The organism is Streptomyces sp. PsTaAH-124, assembly GCF_000373685.1.
Taxonomy (GTDB): domain Bacteria; phylum Actinomycetota; class Actinomycetes; order Streptomycetales; family Streptomycetaceae; genus Streptomyces; species Streptomyces andamanensis.
The window spans coordinates 180,835-198,221 of the sequence record NZ_KB892209.1 but is presented as its reverse complement, the minus strand read 5'-3'; the positions used below and the strand labels follow the sequence as shown (position 1 = coordinate 198,221).

General features: G+C 73.2%; 13 protein-coding genes and 1 pseudogene. 5 read left to right on the top strand and 9 right to left on the bottom strand.

Annotated features, from left to right (window positions below; translation table 11 throughout):
• Nucleotides 1-45 precede the first annotated feature (45 nt).
• A pseudogene (locus tag B086_RS41730) lies at nt 46-576 on the top strand (lipoate--protein ligase family protein); the annotation flags it as partial.
• A 205-nt stretch (nt 577-781) separates the two neighbouring features.
• Complete coding sequence (locus B086_RS0138035; RefSeq protein ID WP_018571686.1) at nt 782-1,495, top strand: hypothetical protein; 714 nt, start codon at nt 782-784, stop codon at nt 1,493-1,495.
• Nucleotides 1,496-1,524: 29 nt separating this feature from the next.
• On the opposite strand, the gene B086_RS41725 is transcribed toward B086_RS0138035, so the two are convergent.
• The 7 genes from B086_RS41725 to B086_RS0138000 all read right to left on the bottom strand — a co-directional run bounded on the left by B086_RS41725 (nt 1,525) and on the right by B086_RS0138000 (nt 10,273).
• On the bottom strand, nt 1,525-3,090 hold the full coding sequence (locus tag B086_RS41725) for an NCS1 family nucleobase:cation symporter-1 (RefSeq protein ID WP_018571685.1): 1,566 nt from the start codon (nt 3,088-3,090) through the stop codon (nt 1,525-1,527).
• A gap of 29 nt (nt 3,091-3,119) precedes the next feature.
• Nucleotides 3,120-4,142, bottom strand: a complete 1,023-nt coding sequence (locus tag B086_RS0138025) for a TIGR03842 family LLM class F420-dependent oxidoreductase (protein WP_018571684.1) — start codon at nt 4,140-4,142, stop codon at nt 3,120-3,122.
• Nucleotides 4,143-4,153: 11 nt separating this feature from the next.
• A complete protein-coding gene (hydA, locus tag B086_RS0138020) occupies nt 4,154-5,554 on the bottom strand; it encodes a dihydropyrimidinase (protein WP_018571683.1) in 1,401 nt (466 codons plus the stop codon).
• Nucleotides 5,555-5,602: 48 nt separating this feature from the next.
• On the bottom strand, nt 5,603-6,445 hold the full coding sequence (locus B086_RS0138015) for a nitrilase-related carbon-nitrogen hydrolase (protein WP_026253201.1): 843 nt from the start codon (nt 6,443-6,445) through the stop codon (nt 5,603-5,605).
• Between the two features lie 169 nt (nt 6,446-6,614).
• The gene (locus B086_RS0138010; RefSeq protein WP_018571681.1) at nt 6,615-8,429 is read right to left on the bottom strand and encodes a PucR family transcriptional regulator; all 1,815 of its coding nucleotides are present in this window, start codon (nt 8,427-8,429) and stop codon (nt 6,615-6,617) included.
• A gap of 79 nt (nt 8,430-8,508) precedes the next feature.
• Nucleotides 8,509-9,792, bottom strand: coding sequence for an aspartate aminotransferase family protein (locus B086_RS0138005; RefSeq protein ID WP_018571680.1), 1,284 nt, complete (start codon nt 9,790-9,792; stop codon nt 8,509-8,511).
• Nucleotides 9,793-10,021: 229 nt separating this feature from the next.
• A complete protein-coding gene (locus B086_RS0138000) occupies nt 10,022-10,273 on the bottom strand; it encodes a helix-turn-helix domain-containing protein (RefSeq protein ID WP_018571679.1) in 252 nt (83 codons plus the stop codon).
• Between the two features lie 52 nt (nt 10,274-10,325).
• Here B086_RS0138000 and map point away from each other — a divergent pair, with 52 nt between their 5' ends.
• Nucleotides 10,326-11,093, top strand: a complete 768-nt coding sequence (map, locus tag B086_RS0137995; RefSeq protein ID WP_018571678.1) for a type I methionyl aminopeptidase — start codon at nt 10,326-10,328, stop codon at nt 11,091-11,093.
• A 153-nt stretch (nt 11,094-11,246) separates the two neighbouring features.
• Nucleotides 11,247-13,814: an ATP-dependent Clp protease ATP-binding subunit gene (locus B086_RS0137990; protein WP_018571677.1), complete on the top strand. Its 2,568-nt coding sequence runs from the start codon at nt 11,247-11,249 to the stop codon at nt 13,812-13,814.
• A gap of 108 nt (nt 13,815-13,922) precedes the next feature.
• On the opposite strand, the gene ggt is transcribed toward B086_RS0137990, so the two are convergent.
• Complete coding sequence (ggt, locus tag B086_RS0137985; RefSeq protein ID WP_026253200.1) at nt 13,923-15,737, bottom strand: gamma-glutamyltransferase; 1,815 nt, start codon at nt 15,735-15,737, stop codon at nt 13,923-13,925.
• Nucleotides 15,738-15,841: 104 nt separating this feature from the next.
• Between ggt and B086_RS0137980 the strand changes: the two genes are divergently transcribed.
• Entirely contained in the window at nt 15,842-16,609 is a 768-nt protein-coding gene (locus B086_RS0137980; RefSeq protein ID WP_018571675.1) for a hypothetical protein, read from the top strand.
• A gap of 272 nt (nt 16,610-16,881) precedes the next feature.
• Here the strand turns inward: B086_RS0137980 and B086_RS0137975 are convergent, their stop codons facing one another.
• The gene (locus B086_RS0137975) at nt 16,882-17,328 is read right to left on the bottom strand and encodes a DUF6278 family protein (protein WP_018571674.1); all 447 of its coding nucleotides are present in this window, start codon (nt 17,326-17,328) and stop codon (nt 16,882-16,884) included.
• Between the last annotated feature and the right edge of the window lie 59 nt (nt 17,329-17,387).

Genomic DNA, 17,387 nt, shown 5'->3' with positions numbered 1-17,387 from the left:
ACTGTCGGCCCCGTTCAGGGATCGTAGTGTCCTCCCCGGCCGCCCTTCGTCGAGCCCGGCAACACCATCACCTACTCCCTCTCGGTGCCCGAGGCGCTGGTGCAGGGGCTGTCCTTCCAGGACAGCTATGCCTACCTGGACGACTGGGTGCTCGGCGCCCTCGGTGACATGGGCATCCGCGCCTGGTACCAGCCGTTGAACGACATCGCCACCGACCAGGGCAAGATCGCGGGGGCGGCGCAGAAGCGGGTCGTCGGGCCGGACGGCGGCCCCGGTGCCGTGCTGCACCACGTGACCATGTCGTACGACATCGACGCCGACAAGATGCTCGAAGTGCTGCGCATCGGGCGGGAGAAGCTGTCCGACAAGGGCACGCGGAGCGCGAAGAAGCGGGTGGATCCGCTGCGTCGGCAGACCGGTCTGGCGCGCGAGGCCGTCATCCGGCGGATGATCGAGTCCTTCGACGGCCGGTACGGCCTGACGGCGGGCAAGGTGACCGGCGAGGAGCTGGCCCGCGCCCAGGAGCTGGCGCGCACGAAGTTCGGCGGGCCCGAGTGGACGGCGCGCGTGCCGTGACACGCACGGCGCGCGTGCCGTGACACGCTGACCGGAGGGCCCGTCCCGGTTGCCCTCCGGGAGGCCGCCGGTGCCGGGCTCCGTGACCGGGCGGGCACGGAGCGAGTTGGCACTTCCGCCGCACAGGCGGGCGTGTGACACTGTCGTCCCGTCCACCATCCGGACGGCCCCCGCATCGTCCGTCCCCCCACACGAGAAGTGTGCCGTGCGTGAACTCCCCCTGCCGCTCGCGCTGTCCGCGCGACTGGCCCCGGTCGTCGTCCTCGCCTGTGCCGGCTGGGCGCTGACGTCCGGCCCGCTGGCTTCCCCGTCCGACGACGGGCCCGAGGCGGGCGGAGCGGGGGCCGGCGCGACCGGCACCCGGTCGGCCTCCTCGTCCGGTGCGCCCGGACCCTCCTCCGCGCCGTCCTCGTCCGCCGGTGCCGCCGTCTACACGACGGCTCCCGCGCCGTGCACCGCCGTCTCGGCGAAGACCGTCGGGGCCCTGGTGCCGGGGGCGAAGACGGCGGGCAAGGAGATCGCCTCGACAGACAGGAACGTCCGCCGCACCTGCTCCTGGAACGCGCTCAAGGGCTACGACTACCGCTGGCTGGACGTGTCCTTCGAGGTGATGCGGTCCCAGGAGGCGGCGACCACCGCCTATCAGCAGCGGACCGGTGAGAAGAGCGGCGGCGGCGCGGTGCCCGGTCTCGGCGACGCCGCGTACTCCGTCGTGAACCTCACCACCGAGGACAAGCAGCAGACCCGGGAGGGCGTGGTCCTGGTGCGGGCCGCCAACGCGCTGGTGGTCGTGACGTACAACGGCAGCGACTTCGAGTCGAAGAAGGCCCCCGACACCGACGTGATCAACAAGGGCGCCATCAAGGCGGCCAAGGAGGCGGTGGCCGCACTGCTGGGCAGCCGGTCCCAGGGGAACTGAGGACCGACCGCCCGGCCGCACGCCGTCTCTCACCCGGCCTCCCGCGCCTCCCGCACCTCCTGCGCCTCCTGTCCCGCGGTCCGGCGGCGCAGTCCGGGCAGGGTCAGCAGCAGGTACAGCGCGGCCGAGGTGCCCAGGCCCACCGCCCAGCCGTAGTCGGCCAGCGGCCGCAGCGCCGGGACCGGCCGCCCGTCGACGAGCGGATGGAAGTCGGCGCCGCCGACGGCCAGCACCCCGCCCACCGCGAAGGCGGTGACCGCCCGCCAGTTCCAGCCGCCCGCGTACCAGTAGCGCCCGCCCGCGCGGTACAGGTCGGCCAGCGCCAGGCGGCAGCGGCGCACCACCCAGTAGTCGGCGACGAGGATGCCCGCCACCGTGCCGAGCAGCCCGCCCACCAGACCCAGCCAGGTGAAGATGTAGCCCTGCGGGTCGGCGTACAGCTTCCACGGGCAGATCACCACCGCGAGCACCGCCGTGATCAGGGCGCCGGTACGGAAACTCACCTTGCGCGGCGCCACGTTGGAGAAGTCGAACGCCGGGGAGACCAGGTTGGCGGCGATGTTCACCGAGAGCGTCGCCACCAGCACGGTCACCAGCGCGTACAGCAGTCCGGCCACGTTGTCCGTCTTCGCCGCCAACTGCACCGGGTCCCAGACCGGTTCGCCGTACACCGCCTGCGAACCGGAGGTGACCAGCACCGACAGGAACGCGAACAGCGTCATGGTGGTGGGCAGTCCGAGGGCCTGTCCCCAGGTCTGCGCCCGCTGGCTCCTGCCGTAGCGGGTGAAGTCCGGGATGTTCAGGGACAGCGTCGACCAGAAGCCGATCATGCCCATCAGGGAGGGGGCGAACAGCTTCCAGAAGTCCGCTCCCCAGCCCAGCTTGGAGGGCTGGTCGAAGAGCGGGCCGAAGCCGCCGGCCTCGACGCTCATCCACCACAGCATCACGAACGCGCCGACCAGGACGAACGGCGCAGCCCAGTTCTCGAACCGGCGGATGGTGTCCATACCCCGGTGGATGATCGCCACCTGGATCGCCCAGAACACCGCGAACGACAGCCACATCGTCCAGGCGTACCCGCCCACGCGGGAGGCGTCCGTCCAGCCGTCGCCGATCAGCTTCCCGGCCAGCAGATAGATCGCCTCGCCGCCGATCCAGGTCTGGATGCCGAACCAGCCGCACGCCACCAACGCCCGTACCACGGCGGGCAGGTTGGCGCCGCGCACACCGAAGGAGGCACGCGCGAACACCGGGAACGGGATGCCGTAGCGCGGTCCGGCGTGGCCGGTGAGCAGCATCGGCACCAGCACGATCAGATTGGCCGCGGCGATGGTGAACACCGCCTGCTTCCAGTCCATGCCGACGGCGATCAGCCCGGAGGCGAGGGTCCAGGAGGCCGTGTTGTGGGCCATGCCGACCCACAGGGCGGAGAAGTTGTAGGTGGTCCAGGTGCGCCCCGCCACCGGGACCGGGAGCAGGTCGGCGTTGGCGTAACGGCCGGTGGGCGGCGCGGTGCCGGGGGCGAGTTCCACCCGCCCGTCGGGCAGGGTGACCTGGGTGGACGGCGGTATGCCCGGGGATGCGGTGTCGGTCATGGGGTGCTCCCGGTCGGCAGGAGTGCGGGCTATCTGGGGTCGACGGCGGGGATGACCTCGCGGCCGTACGCGTCGATCACGGCTTCGCGCGCGTCGTGCATGGCGTACAGGGCGAACTGGTCGACGCCCAGGTCGCGCAGTGCGTTCAGCTTCTCGATGTGCCGTTCGGCCGGGCCGATGACGCAGAACCGGTCGACGATCTCGTCGGGCACGAACTCGGTGTCCGGGTTGCCGCTGCGCCCGTGGTGGGCGTAGTCGTAGCCCTGGCGGGCCTTGATGTAGTCGGTGAGCGCCGCGGGCACGGCGGCGGAGTGCTCGCCGTAGCGGGAGACCAGGTCGGCGACGTGGTTGCCGACCATCCCGCCGAACCACCGGCACTGGTCGCGGGCGTGGGCGAGCGCGGCGGGCGAGTCGTCGTCGGTGACGTAGGCGGGGGCGGCCACGCAGATCCGCACCTCGGCCGGGTCGCGTCCGGCGGCGGCCGCGGCGTCCTTGACCGCCTTGACCATGTACTCGGTGAGATAGAGGTCGGAGAGCTGGAGGATGAAGCCGTCGGCCTCCTCACCGGTCATCTTCAGGGCCTTGGGCCCGTACGCCGCCATCCAGACGGGCACCTCGGCGCCCGGACGGATCCAGGGGAACCGGACGACCGTGCCGCCGAGGTCGGCCTCCTCTCCCCTGCCGAGCGCCCGGATGACCTTCATGGCCTCGCTGATCCGGGCCAGGGTGTTGGGCTTGCGGCCGGCCACGCGCATCGCGGAGTCGCCGCGTCCGATGCCGCAGACCGTGCGGTTGCCGAACATGTCGTTGAGGGTGGCGAAGGTGGAGGCGGTCACCTCCCAGGTGCGGGTGGAGGGGTTGGTGACCATCGGGCCGACGGTCAGGTGCCGGGTCCGCGCCAGGATCTGGCTGTAGATGACGAACGGTTCCTGCCAGAGCACGGCGGAGTCGAAGGTCCAGCCGTAGCGGAAACCGTTCTCCTCGGCGCGCCGCATCAGGTCGATGACACGGGAGGCCGGCGGGTCGGTCTGGAGGACGAGTCCGAAGTCCATGGGCACCGCTCCTAGTCGAGGTACTGGCAGGTGGAGCGCGGGGTGTAGACGCCGTGTCCGGCGTGTCCGGTGTACGCGCGCTCGGTGATGACGGGCTCGCCGCGCGACAGGACGGTCTCCACCCGGCCGGTGACGCGCCGGCCCTCGTACGCCGAGTAGTCGACGTTCATGTGGTGGGTGCGCGCGGAGATGACCTGTTCGGCGTGCGGGTCGTAGATGACGACGTCGGCGTCGGCGCCGGGCGCGAGGGTGCCCTTCTTCGGGTACAGGCCGAACATCCGGGCCGGGGCGGCGCAGGCGATGTCGATCCAGCGGCGGCGCGTGAGATGGCCGTCGACGACGGCCTGGTGGAGCAGGTCCATGCGGTTCTCCACGCCCGGCAGCCCGTTGGGGATCCTGGAGAAGTCGCCGCGGCCCAGCTCCTTCTGGCCGCTGAAGCAGAACGGGCAGTGGTCGGTGGAGACCACCTGGAGGTCGTCGGAGCGCAGCCCGCGCCACAGGGCGGCCTGGTGGTCCCGGGGCCGCAGCGGGGTGCTGCACACGTACTTGGCGCCCTCGAAGTCCGGCTCGGCGAGGTTGTCGGTGGACAGGAACAGGTACTGCGGGCAGGTCTCTCCGAAGACGGGCAGCCCCTCGTCGCGGGCCCGGGTCAGCTCGGCGACCGCCTCGCGCGCCGAGACGTGCACGACGTACAGCGGCGCGCCCGCCACCTGCGCCAGCCGGATCGCGCGGTGGGTGGCCTCGGCCTCCAGCAGGGCCTTGCGGACCTCGCCGTGGAAGCGCGGGTCGCTCTCGCCACGGGCGAGGGCCTGTTCGACCAGGACGTCGATGGCGATGCCGTTCTCGGCGTGCATCATGATCAGCCCGCCGTTGTCGGCGGCCCGCTGCATGGCGCGCAGGATCTGCCCGTCGTCGCTGTAGAAGACGCCGGGGTAGGCCATGAACTGCTTGAAGGAGGTCACCCCCTCCTCCACCAGCAGGTCCATCTCCTTGAGCGTCTCCTCGCGCACATCGGAGACGATCATGTGGAAGCCGTAGTCGATGGCGCAGTTGCCCTCGGCCTTGGCGTGCCAGGCGTCCAGTCCCTCGCGCAGGGTGCCGCCCTTGGTCTGGATCGCGAAGTCCACGACGGTGGTCGTGCCGCCCCAGGCGGCGGCGCGGGTGCCGGTCTCGAAGGTGTCGGAGGCGTAGGTGCCGCCGAAGGGCATCTCCATGTGGGTGTGGCCGTCGACGCCGCCCGGGATGACGTACTTGCCGGTGGCGTCGAGGGTCCGTTCGGCGGTGAACGCCTCGGCGGCCGGGGTGCCGGTGGCGGCGAGCGCGGCGATGCGGCCGTCCTCGATCAGGACGTCGGCGTGGATCTCGTCGGCGGCGGTGACGACGAGGCCGCCGCGGATGACGGTACGGCTCATGCTCCCTCTCCTTCCGGTCGTGCGGGCACGGCGGGTCCGGGGCGCCGGTCAGGGCGCGGTCAGCGGCGTGTACGCGCCCGGCGCCCGGTCGCGGTAGAACTGCCAGCGGTCGCGGACCTCGCGCAGCTTGGCCAGGTCCAGGTCGCGCACGAGGAGTTCGGACTCCTTGTCGCTCGCCACCTCGCCGACGAACTGGGCCTCGGGGTCGACGAAGTAGGAGGTGCCGTAGAAGTCGTCGTCGCCCAGTTCCTCGATGCCGACCCTGTTGATCGCGCCGACGAAGTACTCGTTGGCGACGGCGGCGGCGGGCTGCTCCAGCTGCCACAGGTAGCCGGACAGGCCGCGGGAGGTGGCCGAGGGGTTGAAGACGATCTCGGCGCCGGACAGGCCCAGCGCCCGCCAGCCCTCGGGGAAGTGCCGGTCGTAGCAGATGTAGACGCCGACCTTGCCGACGGCGGTGTCGAAGACGGGCCAGCCGCTGTTGCCGGGGCGGAAGTAGAACTTCTCCCAGAAGCCGTGCACCTGCGGGATGTGGGTCTTGCGGTACTTGCCGAGGTAGCTGCCGTCGGCGTCGAGCACGGCCGCGGTGTTGTAGAGGACGCCGGGCTGCTCCTCCTCGTACATCGGCAGGACGAGGACCAGGTTCAGTTCGCGGGCGAGTTCCTGGAAGCGCCGGACGGTGGGGCCGTCGGGGATCCGCTCGGCGTACTCGTAGAACGCGGGATCCTGCACCTGGCAGAAGTACGGGCCGTAGAACAGCTCCTGGAAGCACAGGATCTGGGCGCCCTGGGCGGCCGCGTCGCGGGCCGCCTGTTCGTGCGCCCTGATCATGGACTCCTTGTCGCCGGTCCAGGCGGCCTGGAAGAGGGCGGCACGGATCACTCGGCTCATCGGGACCTCCGCTGCTCGGTCGGTGTGGGGTGAGCGTAGGGAGGCGGCGGGCCCGGTTTTGAGGTGCACGGTGTCACGTCCGCGCGGGCGGGGCGTGCCACGGTGTCACCCCGGCGCCGTCCCATGTCCCACCGCCGTTTCCCCTGGTCGTCACGGGATGCGCTGCCGTTCAGCGCTGCTGCGCATCATGCGCGAGGAGCGCGATGTGCACGGACGCGGCCTGCTCGAAGTCGTCGAGGTCCACCCCGAGGCGGGCCTGTATGGCTTCCAGACGGCGGTACAGGGCGGGCCGCGAGACGTGGTGCAGGCGGGCGGTGCGGGACTTGTTGCGGCCGGTGGCGAGGTAGGTGCGCAGGACGTCCAGCAGGTCGTGGGCGGTGCCTGTGGCGGTGGCCGCGCACAGGAGTCCGTCCAGTTCCCGTTCGGCGAAGGACTGGACCCGCGGGTCGTCGCGCAGCAGCCGCATCAGGCCGCGCAGATGGACGTCGCCGAGCCGGACGACGGGCGGCAGGTCGCGCGCCGTGGCGGAGTCCGCCACCGCGTCCGCCACGTGCCGGGCTTCGCGCAGTCCGGCGGGCACCTCGTCCCAGTCGGTCCGGGCGTCCGCCGCGGCGACCACGGCCCGCACCCGGCCCGACGCCCCGCCCGCCCGCGGCGCCCGCGCCGCGCCGGGATCCGGCTCGTGGCCCGGCGGCAGCGGTGCGCCGCCGTCCGGTCCGGCCACCGGTCCCGGCCCGGCCGCCTCCCGGTGCAGACGGGCCGCGAAGTGGGCGGTGAGGGCGTCGGCGTCCTGGTCGCGGGGCAGGCTGAGGAGGATCGCGGTGAGGCCGTCGGACAGCTCGGCGACGAGTCCGGGCAGGCCCAGCAGGCGCAGCAGCCGGTCGAGGCCGGCCGGTTCGGCGCCGCGCGCCACCAGGGGCACGAAGGTGCGCCGGTTGACGGGCAGTCCGGCCGCCCGCGCCCGGGGCAGCAGCTGCCGTGCCGGTACGGCCTCGCCGACCAGGTCGGTCAGCAGGCTCTGCGCGGACTGCTCCTCCCAGGTGCCGCCGCCGTGGCCGCCGAGCATGCGGTGCAGGACCAGGGCCTCGGCCGCGCGGTCGGCCAGCAGCCGCCCGGTGGCGGCCTCGCCGCGGTGGCCGCAGAGCACCAGCCGGCCCCAGATCTCCCCGCGCCCGCCGAGCCCGGCGCGGATCCAGCCGTCGCCCTCGCTGCCGCCGGCCTGCCGGGCGATCCGCTCCCAGTCGCGCAGCACATCGTCGACCGCCGAGCGCTCCCCGGCCGTGGCGAGCACCCGGTGGGCGAGGTTGGTGACGACGACGGGGCAGGCGCTGTGCTGGGCGATCTCGTCGAGCAGCGCCTGGAGCGGGGCGCCCGCGGTGATCAGCGCGGTGAGCGCGGTGCGCACCGCCTCCGAGAGGCTGACCGAGGCGAACTTCTGCCGCACCAGCCGGGACTGCACCTCCTCGGTCAGCTCGGCGAACGGGAAGGGCCGGTGCAGGACGACCAGCGGCAGCCCGCACCGCTCGGCGGCGCGGCGCATCACGTCGGGCGGCGCGGGGAAGGCCCGGCCGAGGCCGAGGACCACGGCGGCGGCGTCCGCCCGGTGCAGCGAGCGGATGTACTCGGCCTGCTTCTCCTCGTCCCCGGCGAGCAGCACCCCGGTGGTGAGGACCATCTCGCCGCCGCTGAGCATCACGCCGACGTCCGCCGCCTCGGCGACATGCACCCAGCGCACCGGCCGGTCGAGCCGGTCCGCGCCCGCCACCACCTCCGGCTCCCCGGCGAGGACCCGTTCCAGGGTGAGCACCTGGCGCACGGACAGGGCGGCCTCCGGCGCCGTCCGGGGGGCCGGGCCGGGGCGGTCGGGGGCCGTCGGGGAGCGATCGGGGGCGGTCGGGGATCGGCCGGGGGCGGCCAAGGGCCCGCCGGGGGCGGCCAAGGATCCGCCGGGGGCGGTCAGGGGTCCGTCGGGGGCGGTGGTCATGGGCGACACTCCCCTCTTTCTCGTCCTTCCCGCGGCGCTCCTCCCCCGGCCGGGTCCCGGCCGGAGGCCGCGGGTGCGTTCAGTACGCCGCGCGCAGCGCGTCCTCCAGCAGGGCGGCGCCCTCCTCGGCCTCCGCGACGGTCAGCGACAGCGGCGGGGCGATGCGCAGGGCGCTGGTGGCGTGGCCGCCGCCCTTGCCGATGAGCAGGCCGCGTTCGCGGGCCGCCTCCAGCACGGCGGCGGCCGCCCGCGGGTCGGCCTCGTCGGTGCCGGGTCTGACCAGTTCGACGCCGATCATGAGTCCCCGGCCGCGCACCTCGCGTACGCCGGGCAGCCGGGCGGCGACGGCCCGCAGCCGTTCGATGAGCAGGCCGCCGACCCGGCGCGCGTTGCCCTGGAGGTCGTGATCGAGCAGGTGGTCGAGGTTGGCGAGGCCCGCGGCCATGGTGATCTGGGTGCCGCCGAAGGTGGAGATGCTGTGGGCGTCCAGGCAGTTCATGATCTCGGCGCGGGCGATCACCCCGCCGATGGACATGCCGTTGCCGATGCCCTTGGCGAAGGTGACGATGTCCGGCGGTCCGCTGCGGCCGTGCGCCTGCCAGCCCCAGAAGTGGTCGCCGGTGCGGCCCCAGCCGGTCTGCACCTCGTCGGCGATCCACAGGACGCCGTGCTCCGCGAGGACCTCGCGGAAGGCCGCGTACAGGCCGTCGGGCGGGGAGGTGAAGCCGCCGACACCCTGGATCGGTTCGGCGATCAGCACGGCGGGCGGCCGGGTGTGGCCGAGGAGGTCCCTGAGGTCCTCGACGCAGGCCGCGACGAACCCGGCGTCGTCCAGGTGGGCGAAGGGGCCGCGGGTGCGGACGCCGCCGTGGACGTAGAGCGTCTGGAGCGGGGAGAGGGAGCTGGGCGACCAGGAGCGGTTGCCGGTGATGCCGATCGCGCTGAAGGAGCGGCCGTGGTAGCTGTTGCGCATGGCCAGGACCGTGTTGCTGCGCCGGTGGGCGGTGGCCAGCAGCAGCGCGGTGTCGTTGGCCTCGGTGCCGGAGGTGGTGAAGAACACCCGGGCGTCCGGGATGCCGCTCAACTGGGCGATGCGTTCGGCCAGTTCGACCATGGGCCGGTTGAGGTAGAGGGTCGAGGAGTGCACGATCCTGGCGGCCTGCTCACTCACCGCCTTGGTGACCTCGGGCAGCGCGTGGGCGGTCATGGTGGTCAGGATCCCGCCGAAGAAGTCCAGGTAGCGGCGGCCCGCCGCGTCCCAGACGTACCGGCCCTCGCCGTGGGTGATCTCCAGCGGGTCCTCGTAGTAGAGGGAGAGCCAGTCGGGCAGGACGGCCCGGTGACGGTCGTAGAGGTCGTTCACGGCGTCCCTCCTCGTACGCCCGGCCCGCGGGGCCGGGGAGGCGATCGGGTCACTGCGCGGCGGACGTGGCGCGGGAGAGTCCTCTACGCCCGTAGAACAGGCCCGGGGGCACGAACGTAAGCCTCCTGGCGCCCCTTGCCAAGACCATCGCCGTGAACCGGCGGAGTCGATCGTGTTTCACACTCCGCCGGGTGAGTCCGCGGCGCCCGCCGGGCCCGGCGGGGTGCGCTCACACCTGGGCGGGCACGCACCGGCCCACCAGTTCGTCCATGGACAGGCCCAGGGCGTGCGCCAGGGCGGCGACCGTGAAGAACGCCGGGGTCGGCGCCCGGCCGGTCTCGATCTTGCGCAGGGTCTCGGCCGAGATGCCCGCGCTCGCCGCGACCTCGGCCATGCTGCGGCTGCCGCGCGCCTCGCGCAGCAGCCGCCCGAGACGCTCGCCGCGCTCGTGCTCTTCCGGAGTGAGAGGGGTGCGCACCATGACGCCATCCTAGCGCGTCGACCGGTATTGAAATACCGGTATAGTAATTGGCATGGTGGAACTGAAGACAGACACATCGATCGACGCCATGCACGAGACCGGCCAGGTCGTCGCGCGCGGACTCACCGCCGCCCGCCAGGCAGCCGCGGTGGGGGTCTCCCTGCTGGAGCTGAACGAGGTCGCGCACGACGTGCTGCGCGAGGCCGGGGCGGCCTCGCCCTTCCTCGGCTACCGGCCCTCCTTCGCCCCGACCCCCTTCCCCGCGGTCCTCTGCGTCTCGGTGAACGACGCGATCGTGCACGGCGTCCCGACCCGCTACCGGCTGCGCGACGGCGACCTGGTCTCCCTGGACTTCGGCGCCCACCTGGGCGGCTGGGCGGGCGACTCCGCGCTCAGCTTCACCGTCGGCCGGGCGCGTCCCGCCGACACCCGGCTGATCGAGACCGCCGAGCGGGCCCTGGCCGCCGGTATCGGCGCGGCCGTCGTCGGCAACCGCATCGGCGACATCGCCCACGCCATCGGCACCGTGTGCCGTGCGGCGGGCTACGGCATCCCGCAGGACTTCGGCGGCCACGGCGTGGGCCGCCACATGCACGAGGACCCCGGCGTCCCCAACGAGGGCCGCCCCGGACGCGGCATGCCGCTGCGCCACGGCATGGTCCTCGCCATCGAGCCCATGCTGATCGGCGGCGGCACCGACGGCTACCACCCGGCCCCCGACGGCTGGACCCTGTGCACGGACGACGGCTCCCGCGCTGCCCACGTCGAGCACACGGTCGCGATCACCGGCAGCGGCCCGCGCGTCCTCACCCAGCGGTAGCCCGGCGCCCCGGGAGCCGCGCCCGCCACGCGCCCGCCACGCGCCCGCTCCGCGCTCGACGTGCCCGGACAAATGGGACGTGTCATCGTGGCATGACCGCATCCCATCCGGTTACCCGGCGAAAGCCACCCGTCAGCGAAGGAACGGAAAGCGATGACCAGCGGCTTCGTCGGCCCGGAGGGCGAGGACGACCCCTTCGGCGAATTCTTCGCCCGGTTCTTCGGCGGCACCCGCCCCGGGCCCCGGCACGTCGACATCGGCAGGCTCCTCAGCCGGCCGGCCCGGGAACTCGTCAAGGGCGCGGCCCAGTACGCCGCCGACCACGGCAGCCGGGACCTGGACACCGAGCACCTGCTGCGCGCGGCGCTCGCCACCGAACCCACCCGCTCCCTGCTCAGCAGGTCGGGCGCGGACCCGGACTCGCTCGCCACCCAGATCGACGAGCGGTCCGGGCCCGTGCAGAACCCACCGGGCGACGCCTCCCCGCCCCCCGCGCTGTCCCTCACCCCGGCCGTCAAACGGGCCCTGCTGGACGCCCACGACATGGCACGGGCCGGCGGCGCGGGCTACATCGGCCCGGAGCACGTGCTCAGCGCGCTGGCCGCCAATCCCGACTCGGCGGCCGGGCACATCCTGAACGCGGCCCGCTTCGCCGCCTCGGGCCTGCCGCCCGAGCAGCCGGACACCGCGGCGGCGCCGGGAGCGGAACGGCAGCGGCCCACCGGCACGCCCACCCTGGACAAGTACGGCCGCGACCTCACCGAGCTGGCCCGGCAGGGCCGGGTCGACCCGGTGATCGGACGGGACCAGGAGATCGAGCAGACCGTCGAGGTGCTGTCCCGGCGCGGGAAGAACAACCCCGTGCTGATCGGGGACGCGGGCGTCGGCAAGACGGCCATCGTCGAGGGGCTCGCCCAGCGCATCGCCGACGGCGACGTGCCCGACATCCTGCTCGGCCGCCGGGTGGTGGCCCTGGACCTGACGGGCGTGGTAGCCGGCACCCGCTACCGCGGCGACTTCGAGGAGCGTCTGAACACCATCGTCACCGAGATCCGCACCCACTCCGACCAGCTGATCGTCTTCATCGACGAACTGCACACCGTGGTCGGCGCGGGCGGCGGCGGCGAGGGCGGCTCGCTGGACGCGGGCAACATCCTCAAGCCCGCCCTGGCCCGCGGCGAGCTGCACATCGTGGGCGCCACCACCCTGGAGGAGTACCGGCGCATCGAGAAGGACGCGGCGCTGGCCCGCCGCTTCCAGCCCATCCTGGTCCCCGAGCCGACCCCGGCGGACGCCATCGAGATCCTGCGCGGGCTCCGCGACCGCTACGAGGCCCACCACCAGGTCCGCTACACCGACGAGGCCCTGGTGGCGGCCGTGGAGCTGTCCGACCGCTATCTGACCGACCGGCGGCTGCCGGACAAGGCCATCGACCTGATCGACCAGGCGGGCGCGCGGGTACGGCTGCGGGCCCGCACCAAGGGCACGGACGTACGGGCCCTGGAGCGCGAGGCGGAACAGCTCGCCTGCGACAAGGACCAGGCCGTCGCGGACGAGCAGTACGAGCGGGCCACCGAGCTGCGCGACCGCATCGGGGAGCTGAAGCGGCGCATCGCCGAGGCGGGCGGCGGCGAGGAGGCCGACGAGGGCCAGCACCTGGAGGTGACCGCCGAGGCCGTCGCCGAGGTGGTGTCCCGGCAGACCGGCATCCCGGTCAGCAGCCTCACCCAGGAGGAGAAGGAGCGCCTGCTCGGCCTGGAGGAGCATCTGCACCGGCGGGTGGTCGGCCAGGACGAGGCGGTCGCCGTGGTCTCCGAGGCCGTACTGCGCTCCCGTGCCGGGCTCGCCAGCCCCGACCGGCCGATCGGCAGCTTCCTGTTCCTCGGCCCGACCGGAGTCGGCAAGACCGAGCTGGCCCGCGCGCTGGCCGAGGCGCTGTTCGGCAGCGAGGACCGCATGGTCCGCCTCGACATGAGCGAGTACCAGGAACGGCACGCCGTCAGCCGCCTGGTGGGCGCCCCGCCCGGCTACGTCGGCCACGAGGAGGCCGGGCAGCTCACCGAGGTGGTGCGCCGTCACCCGTACTCGCTGCTGCTGCTCGACGAGGTGGAGAAGGCGCACCCGGACGTCTTCAACATCCTGCTCCAGGTGCTCGACGACGGGCGGCTGACCGACTCCCAGGGCCGCACGGTGGACTTCACCAACACCGTCATCGTGATGACCAGCAACCTCGGTTCGGAGGCCATCACCCGGCGCGGTGCGGGGATCGGGTTCGGCGCGGGCGGGGCGGAGGCCGACGAGGAGGCGCGGCGCGAGCAGATCCTGCGCCCGCTGCGCGAGCACTTCCGGCCCGAGTTCCTGAACCGCATCGACGAGATCGTCGTCTTCCGGCAGCTCAGCGCCGAGCAGTTGCGGCAGATCACCGATCTGCTGCTGGAGCGCACCCGGCGGCTGCTGCACGCCCAGGGCGTGGCCGTGGAGTTCACGGACGGGGCCGTCGAGTGGCTGGCGCGGCGCGGCCATCAGCCGGAGTACGGGGCGCGACCGCTGCGCCGGACCATCCAGCGCGAGGTCGACAACCGGCTGTCCCGGCTGCTGCTGGACGGGCGGCTCGGCGAGGGCGGCCGGGTCACGGTGGACGTCGAGGACGACCGCCTCGCCTTCCGCACCGAGAACGGGGAAGCCGGGGACCGGGAAGCGGCCCCCGCCCCCGCCGAGTGACGGAGCCGGCACGCACGCAGGGGCCCCGGACGGTGAACCGCCGTCCGGGGCCCCTGCGTCGGGTGTGTTCCGGTGGCCTGCCGGTCCGGGTGGTCGGCGGCCTCCGGCCTACCGGTCCGGGTGGACGACCATCGCCGAGCCGCCGCCCCTGCGCACCTTCTCCGCCGCCGCCAGCCATCTGCCGTCCGGCAGGCGCTGCACCCCGGTGGCCGCGCCGATCTCCGGGTTGAGCTTGAAGGAGTGGCCGATCGCCTCCAACTGCTTCCTCAACGGGCTGTCGTAGAGGGCGGGTTCGAGTTCGGTCTGCGCCGCGTTGCGCTGGCTGGCGCGGGGCGCGGCGATCGCGTCGACCAGCGGCAGATGCCGGTCGAGGAACCCGGTGAGGGTCTGGAGCACGGTGGTGATGATGGTCGCGCCGCCGGGCGAACCCACCGCCGCCACCGGTCGGTTGGCGCCGTCGAGCACGATCGTCGGCGCGATGGAGGAGCGCGGCCGCTTGCCGGGGCCGGGCAGGTTCGGGTCGTGCACCGCCGGATTGGCGGGCGCGAAGGAGAAGTCGGTCAGCTCGTTGTTGAGCAGGAAGCCGCGGCCGGGGACGGTGATGCCGCTGCCGCCGGTCTGCTCGATGGTGAGGGTGTAGGAGACCACGTTGCCCCACCGGTCGGCGGTGGTCAGATGGGTGGTGTTCTCGCCCTCGTAGGTGGTGGGCGCGGCGGTGCCGCCGGTGCCGCAGGCGGCGGGCCGGCTCGGGTCGCCGGGCGCGAGCGGGCTGGTGAGGACGGCGTCGTCCTTGATCAGGCAGGCCCGGGAGTCGGCGAACCGCTGGGAGAGCAGCCCGGCGGTGGGGACCTTCTCGAAGGAAGGGTCGCCGACCCAGCGTCCACGGTCGGCGAAGGCGATCCGGCTCGCCTCGATGAAGTGGTGCAGGTACTGGACCTCGCTCGCCCGGGACAGCTTCGTGTTCTCCAGGATGTTCAGCGCCTCGCCGACGGTGGTGCCGCCGGAGGAGGAGGGCGCGATGGAGTACACGTTCAGGCCGCGGTAGGACGTACGCGTCGGGGCCTGGAGCTTGGCGCGGTAGACCGCGAGGTCCTTCTCGGTGAGCTTGCCGGGCCGCGCGTTCCAGCCCGAGGCGGGGTCGACGGGCGGGTGCTCGACCGTGTCGACGATCTCGTCGGCGAGGGCGCCGTGGTAGAGCGCGCCGACGCCCTTGCGGGCCAGTTCCGCGTAGGTGCGGGCGAGGTCGGGATTCTTCAGGACCGAGCCGACGGCCGGGAGTTCGCCCTTCGGCAGGAACAGCTTCGCGGTGTCCGGGAAGGCCCGGAAACGGGTCTCGTTGGCGGCCGTCTGCGAGCGGAAGGTGTCGTCGACGGTGAAGCCGTCGCGGGCCAGCCGCTCGGCGGGCCCGAGCACCGTACCGAGCCGCTTGCTGCCCCACTCGTCCAGGGCCTTCTGCCAGGTGGCGGCCGTGCCGGGGGTGCCGACACTCAGCCCGCTGGTGACGGCGTCGTCGAAGGAGAGCGGCTTGCCGTTCTCCTTGAACAGGTCCTCGTCGGCGCTGAGCGGCGCGGTCTCGCGGCCGTCGATCGTGTGCACCGTGCGGGTCCTGGCGTCGTAGTAGACGAAGTAGCCGCCTCCGCCGATGCCGGACGAGTAGGGCTCGGTGACGCCGAGGGCGGCGGCGGTCGCCACGGCCGCGTCGACCGCGTTGCCGCCCTTCTTCAGCACCTCGATGCCGGCCGCGGTGGCGTCGGCGTCGACGCTGGCCACGGCGCCGCCGCGGCCGACGGCGACGGGCACCTTCTTCCCGGCCGGTGCCGGGCCCGAGTCCGGGTGCGCGGCGGGCGGCGCCGCCGCCCCCACCGACACCACGGCCGCACAGACCGCGAGAACCGACAGCTTCCGTGTTCCTGGGCGACGCATCCGCACCTCCAGTCAGAGACCGTCCGTGCAGCCTATGGCATTGCCATGATCGCGTCAGGACCGTCTCGAACACAGTACCGTCCGAGCCGCTAGCATGCGCGGCCATGAACGACGACGTGCGCAACATCGTCCTGGGCGTGGTCGCGGCGGGCGTCAGCGCCGCGCTCGGCTGGCTGGCCCGTACGTTCCTGTGGCGGCGCGGGCTCCGCCGCAAGCAGGCGTTCTTCGGGCTGCCCGACAACTCCGAGTCGCTGCTGGTCGTCAACCGCGACCCGGCCGCCGGCGAACCGGCCGTCCACCGCTTCGACGTCTTCGCGCTGCTCGAACTCTCCGCGCTGATCAAGGAGTGCGGCGCGCACCTCCAGGTGGTCACCCAGGACGCGGTCCATCAGGGGGTGGGCGAGCGCACGGAGTTCTGCGTGGGCGGGCCCGCCTCCAATCGCCGGATGCTGGCTCACATGGCGGCCATGCTCCCCGGGGTCCGGGTCAACATCGACCCGGAACCGGGCCCGGACCGGGGCGCCTTCCAGATCGGCACCGAGCGCTACCGGATGGATCCGGGCGTCACGGAGCATGTGCTGCTGGCCAGGCTCGTCCCGGGCGAGCGCCGCGAGGCACGGCCCGTGTTCCTCTTCTGCGGCCAGCGCGCCATCGACAACCAGGCCGCGACCCGCTACCTGGCCCGCCACCACGAACGGCTCGCCCGCAAGTACGGCACGCGCCCCTTCGTGCTGCTGCTGAAGGTGGTCAGCTCCCAGTCCTACGGCCCCGATGTGGTCGAGCTCGTCGCGGACGTGACCCGCGCGGCCCAGGCGCCGCTGCCGGCCCCGGCCGATCCCGCCGCGAGCACAACCCGCCCGGCGGCCAGCTGACCTTCTTCTCGCCTGCGGACGGTGCGGAGTGGCTGTCCGTACCGCCGCGCGAGCAGTGATCTCCGGCTGCCGCCGGCCGGGTATGGCTCTGTGGACCGCTGCCCCCTGAGACGGTCGCGAACGCCATATCGTAGTCGAGGTTCGGCGCGATGGGCCCGCCGACGTGGAGGAAGGGCCCCGGGCGGCGGCGCCGGGGCGGCCCGGATCCGGCTTTGCGACGGTTGCAGCAATCGCCGTCCGGCGCCCGGTTCCGCCCGCTCGGCTGCCCGGTCTCAGCCCTCCGCCACCTCCGCGTACAGCTGGGACAGTTCCGGTACGCCCTCCTCGGCCCAGGTGTGCCCGGCCTCCACCACGACGATCTCCCGGCCGGAGGCCAGCCGTACGACGGGGTGGCCGCTCGGCCACAACTCCCAGACGGCGCCGGGCACGGTGCGCACGATGACCGTGCCCAGATAGAGCCCGGCGTCGATGCCCAGCCACGACACCGTCTCGGCGTCGTCCCGCCAGCGCGGCAGCAGCTGGTCCAGCGCCTCCAGGGAGGCGGGCGACTCGTCGAGCCGGACACCGGACGCGGCCACCAGGGCGCGCAACTGTTCGCAGGTGGAAAAGAGAGCGGCGAGATCCTCCGGGGCCGGGGGTCCCTCCCCGGCCGTGACCACCGTGACGCCGACGGCCGGCGCGTGCCGCTTGTGCCAGTTGCCCGTGAAGCGGAAACCCATGCACCCAGCGTGGCACCGCGGCCACCGTCCGCGCCACAGGCCGGCACGGACGGCGCGTC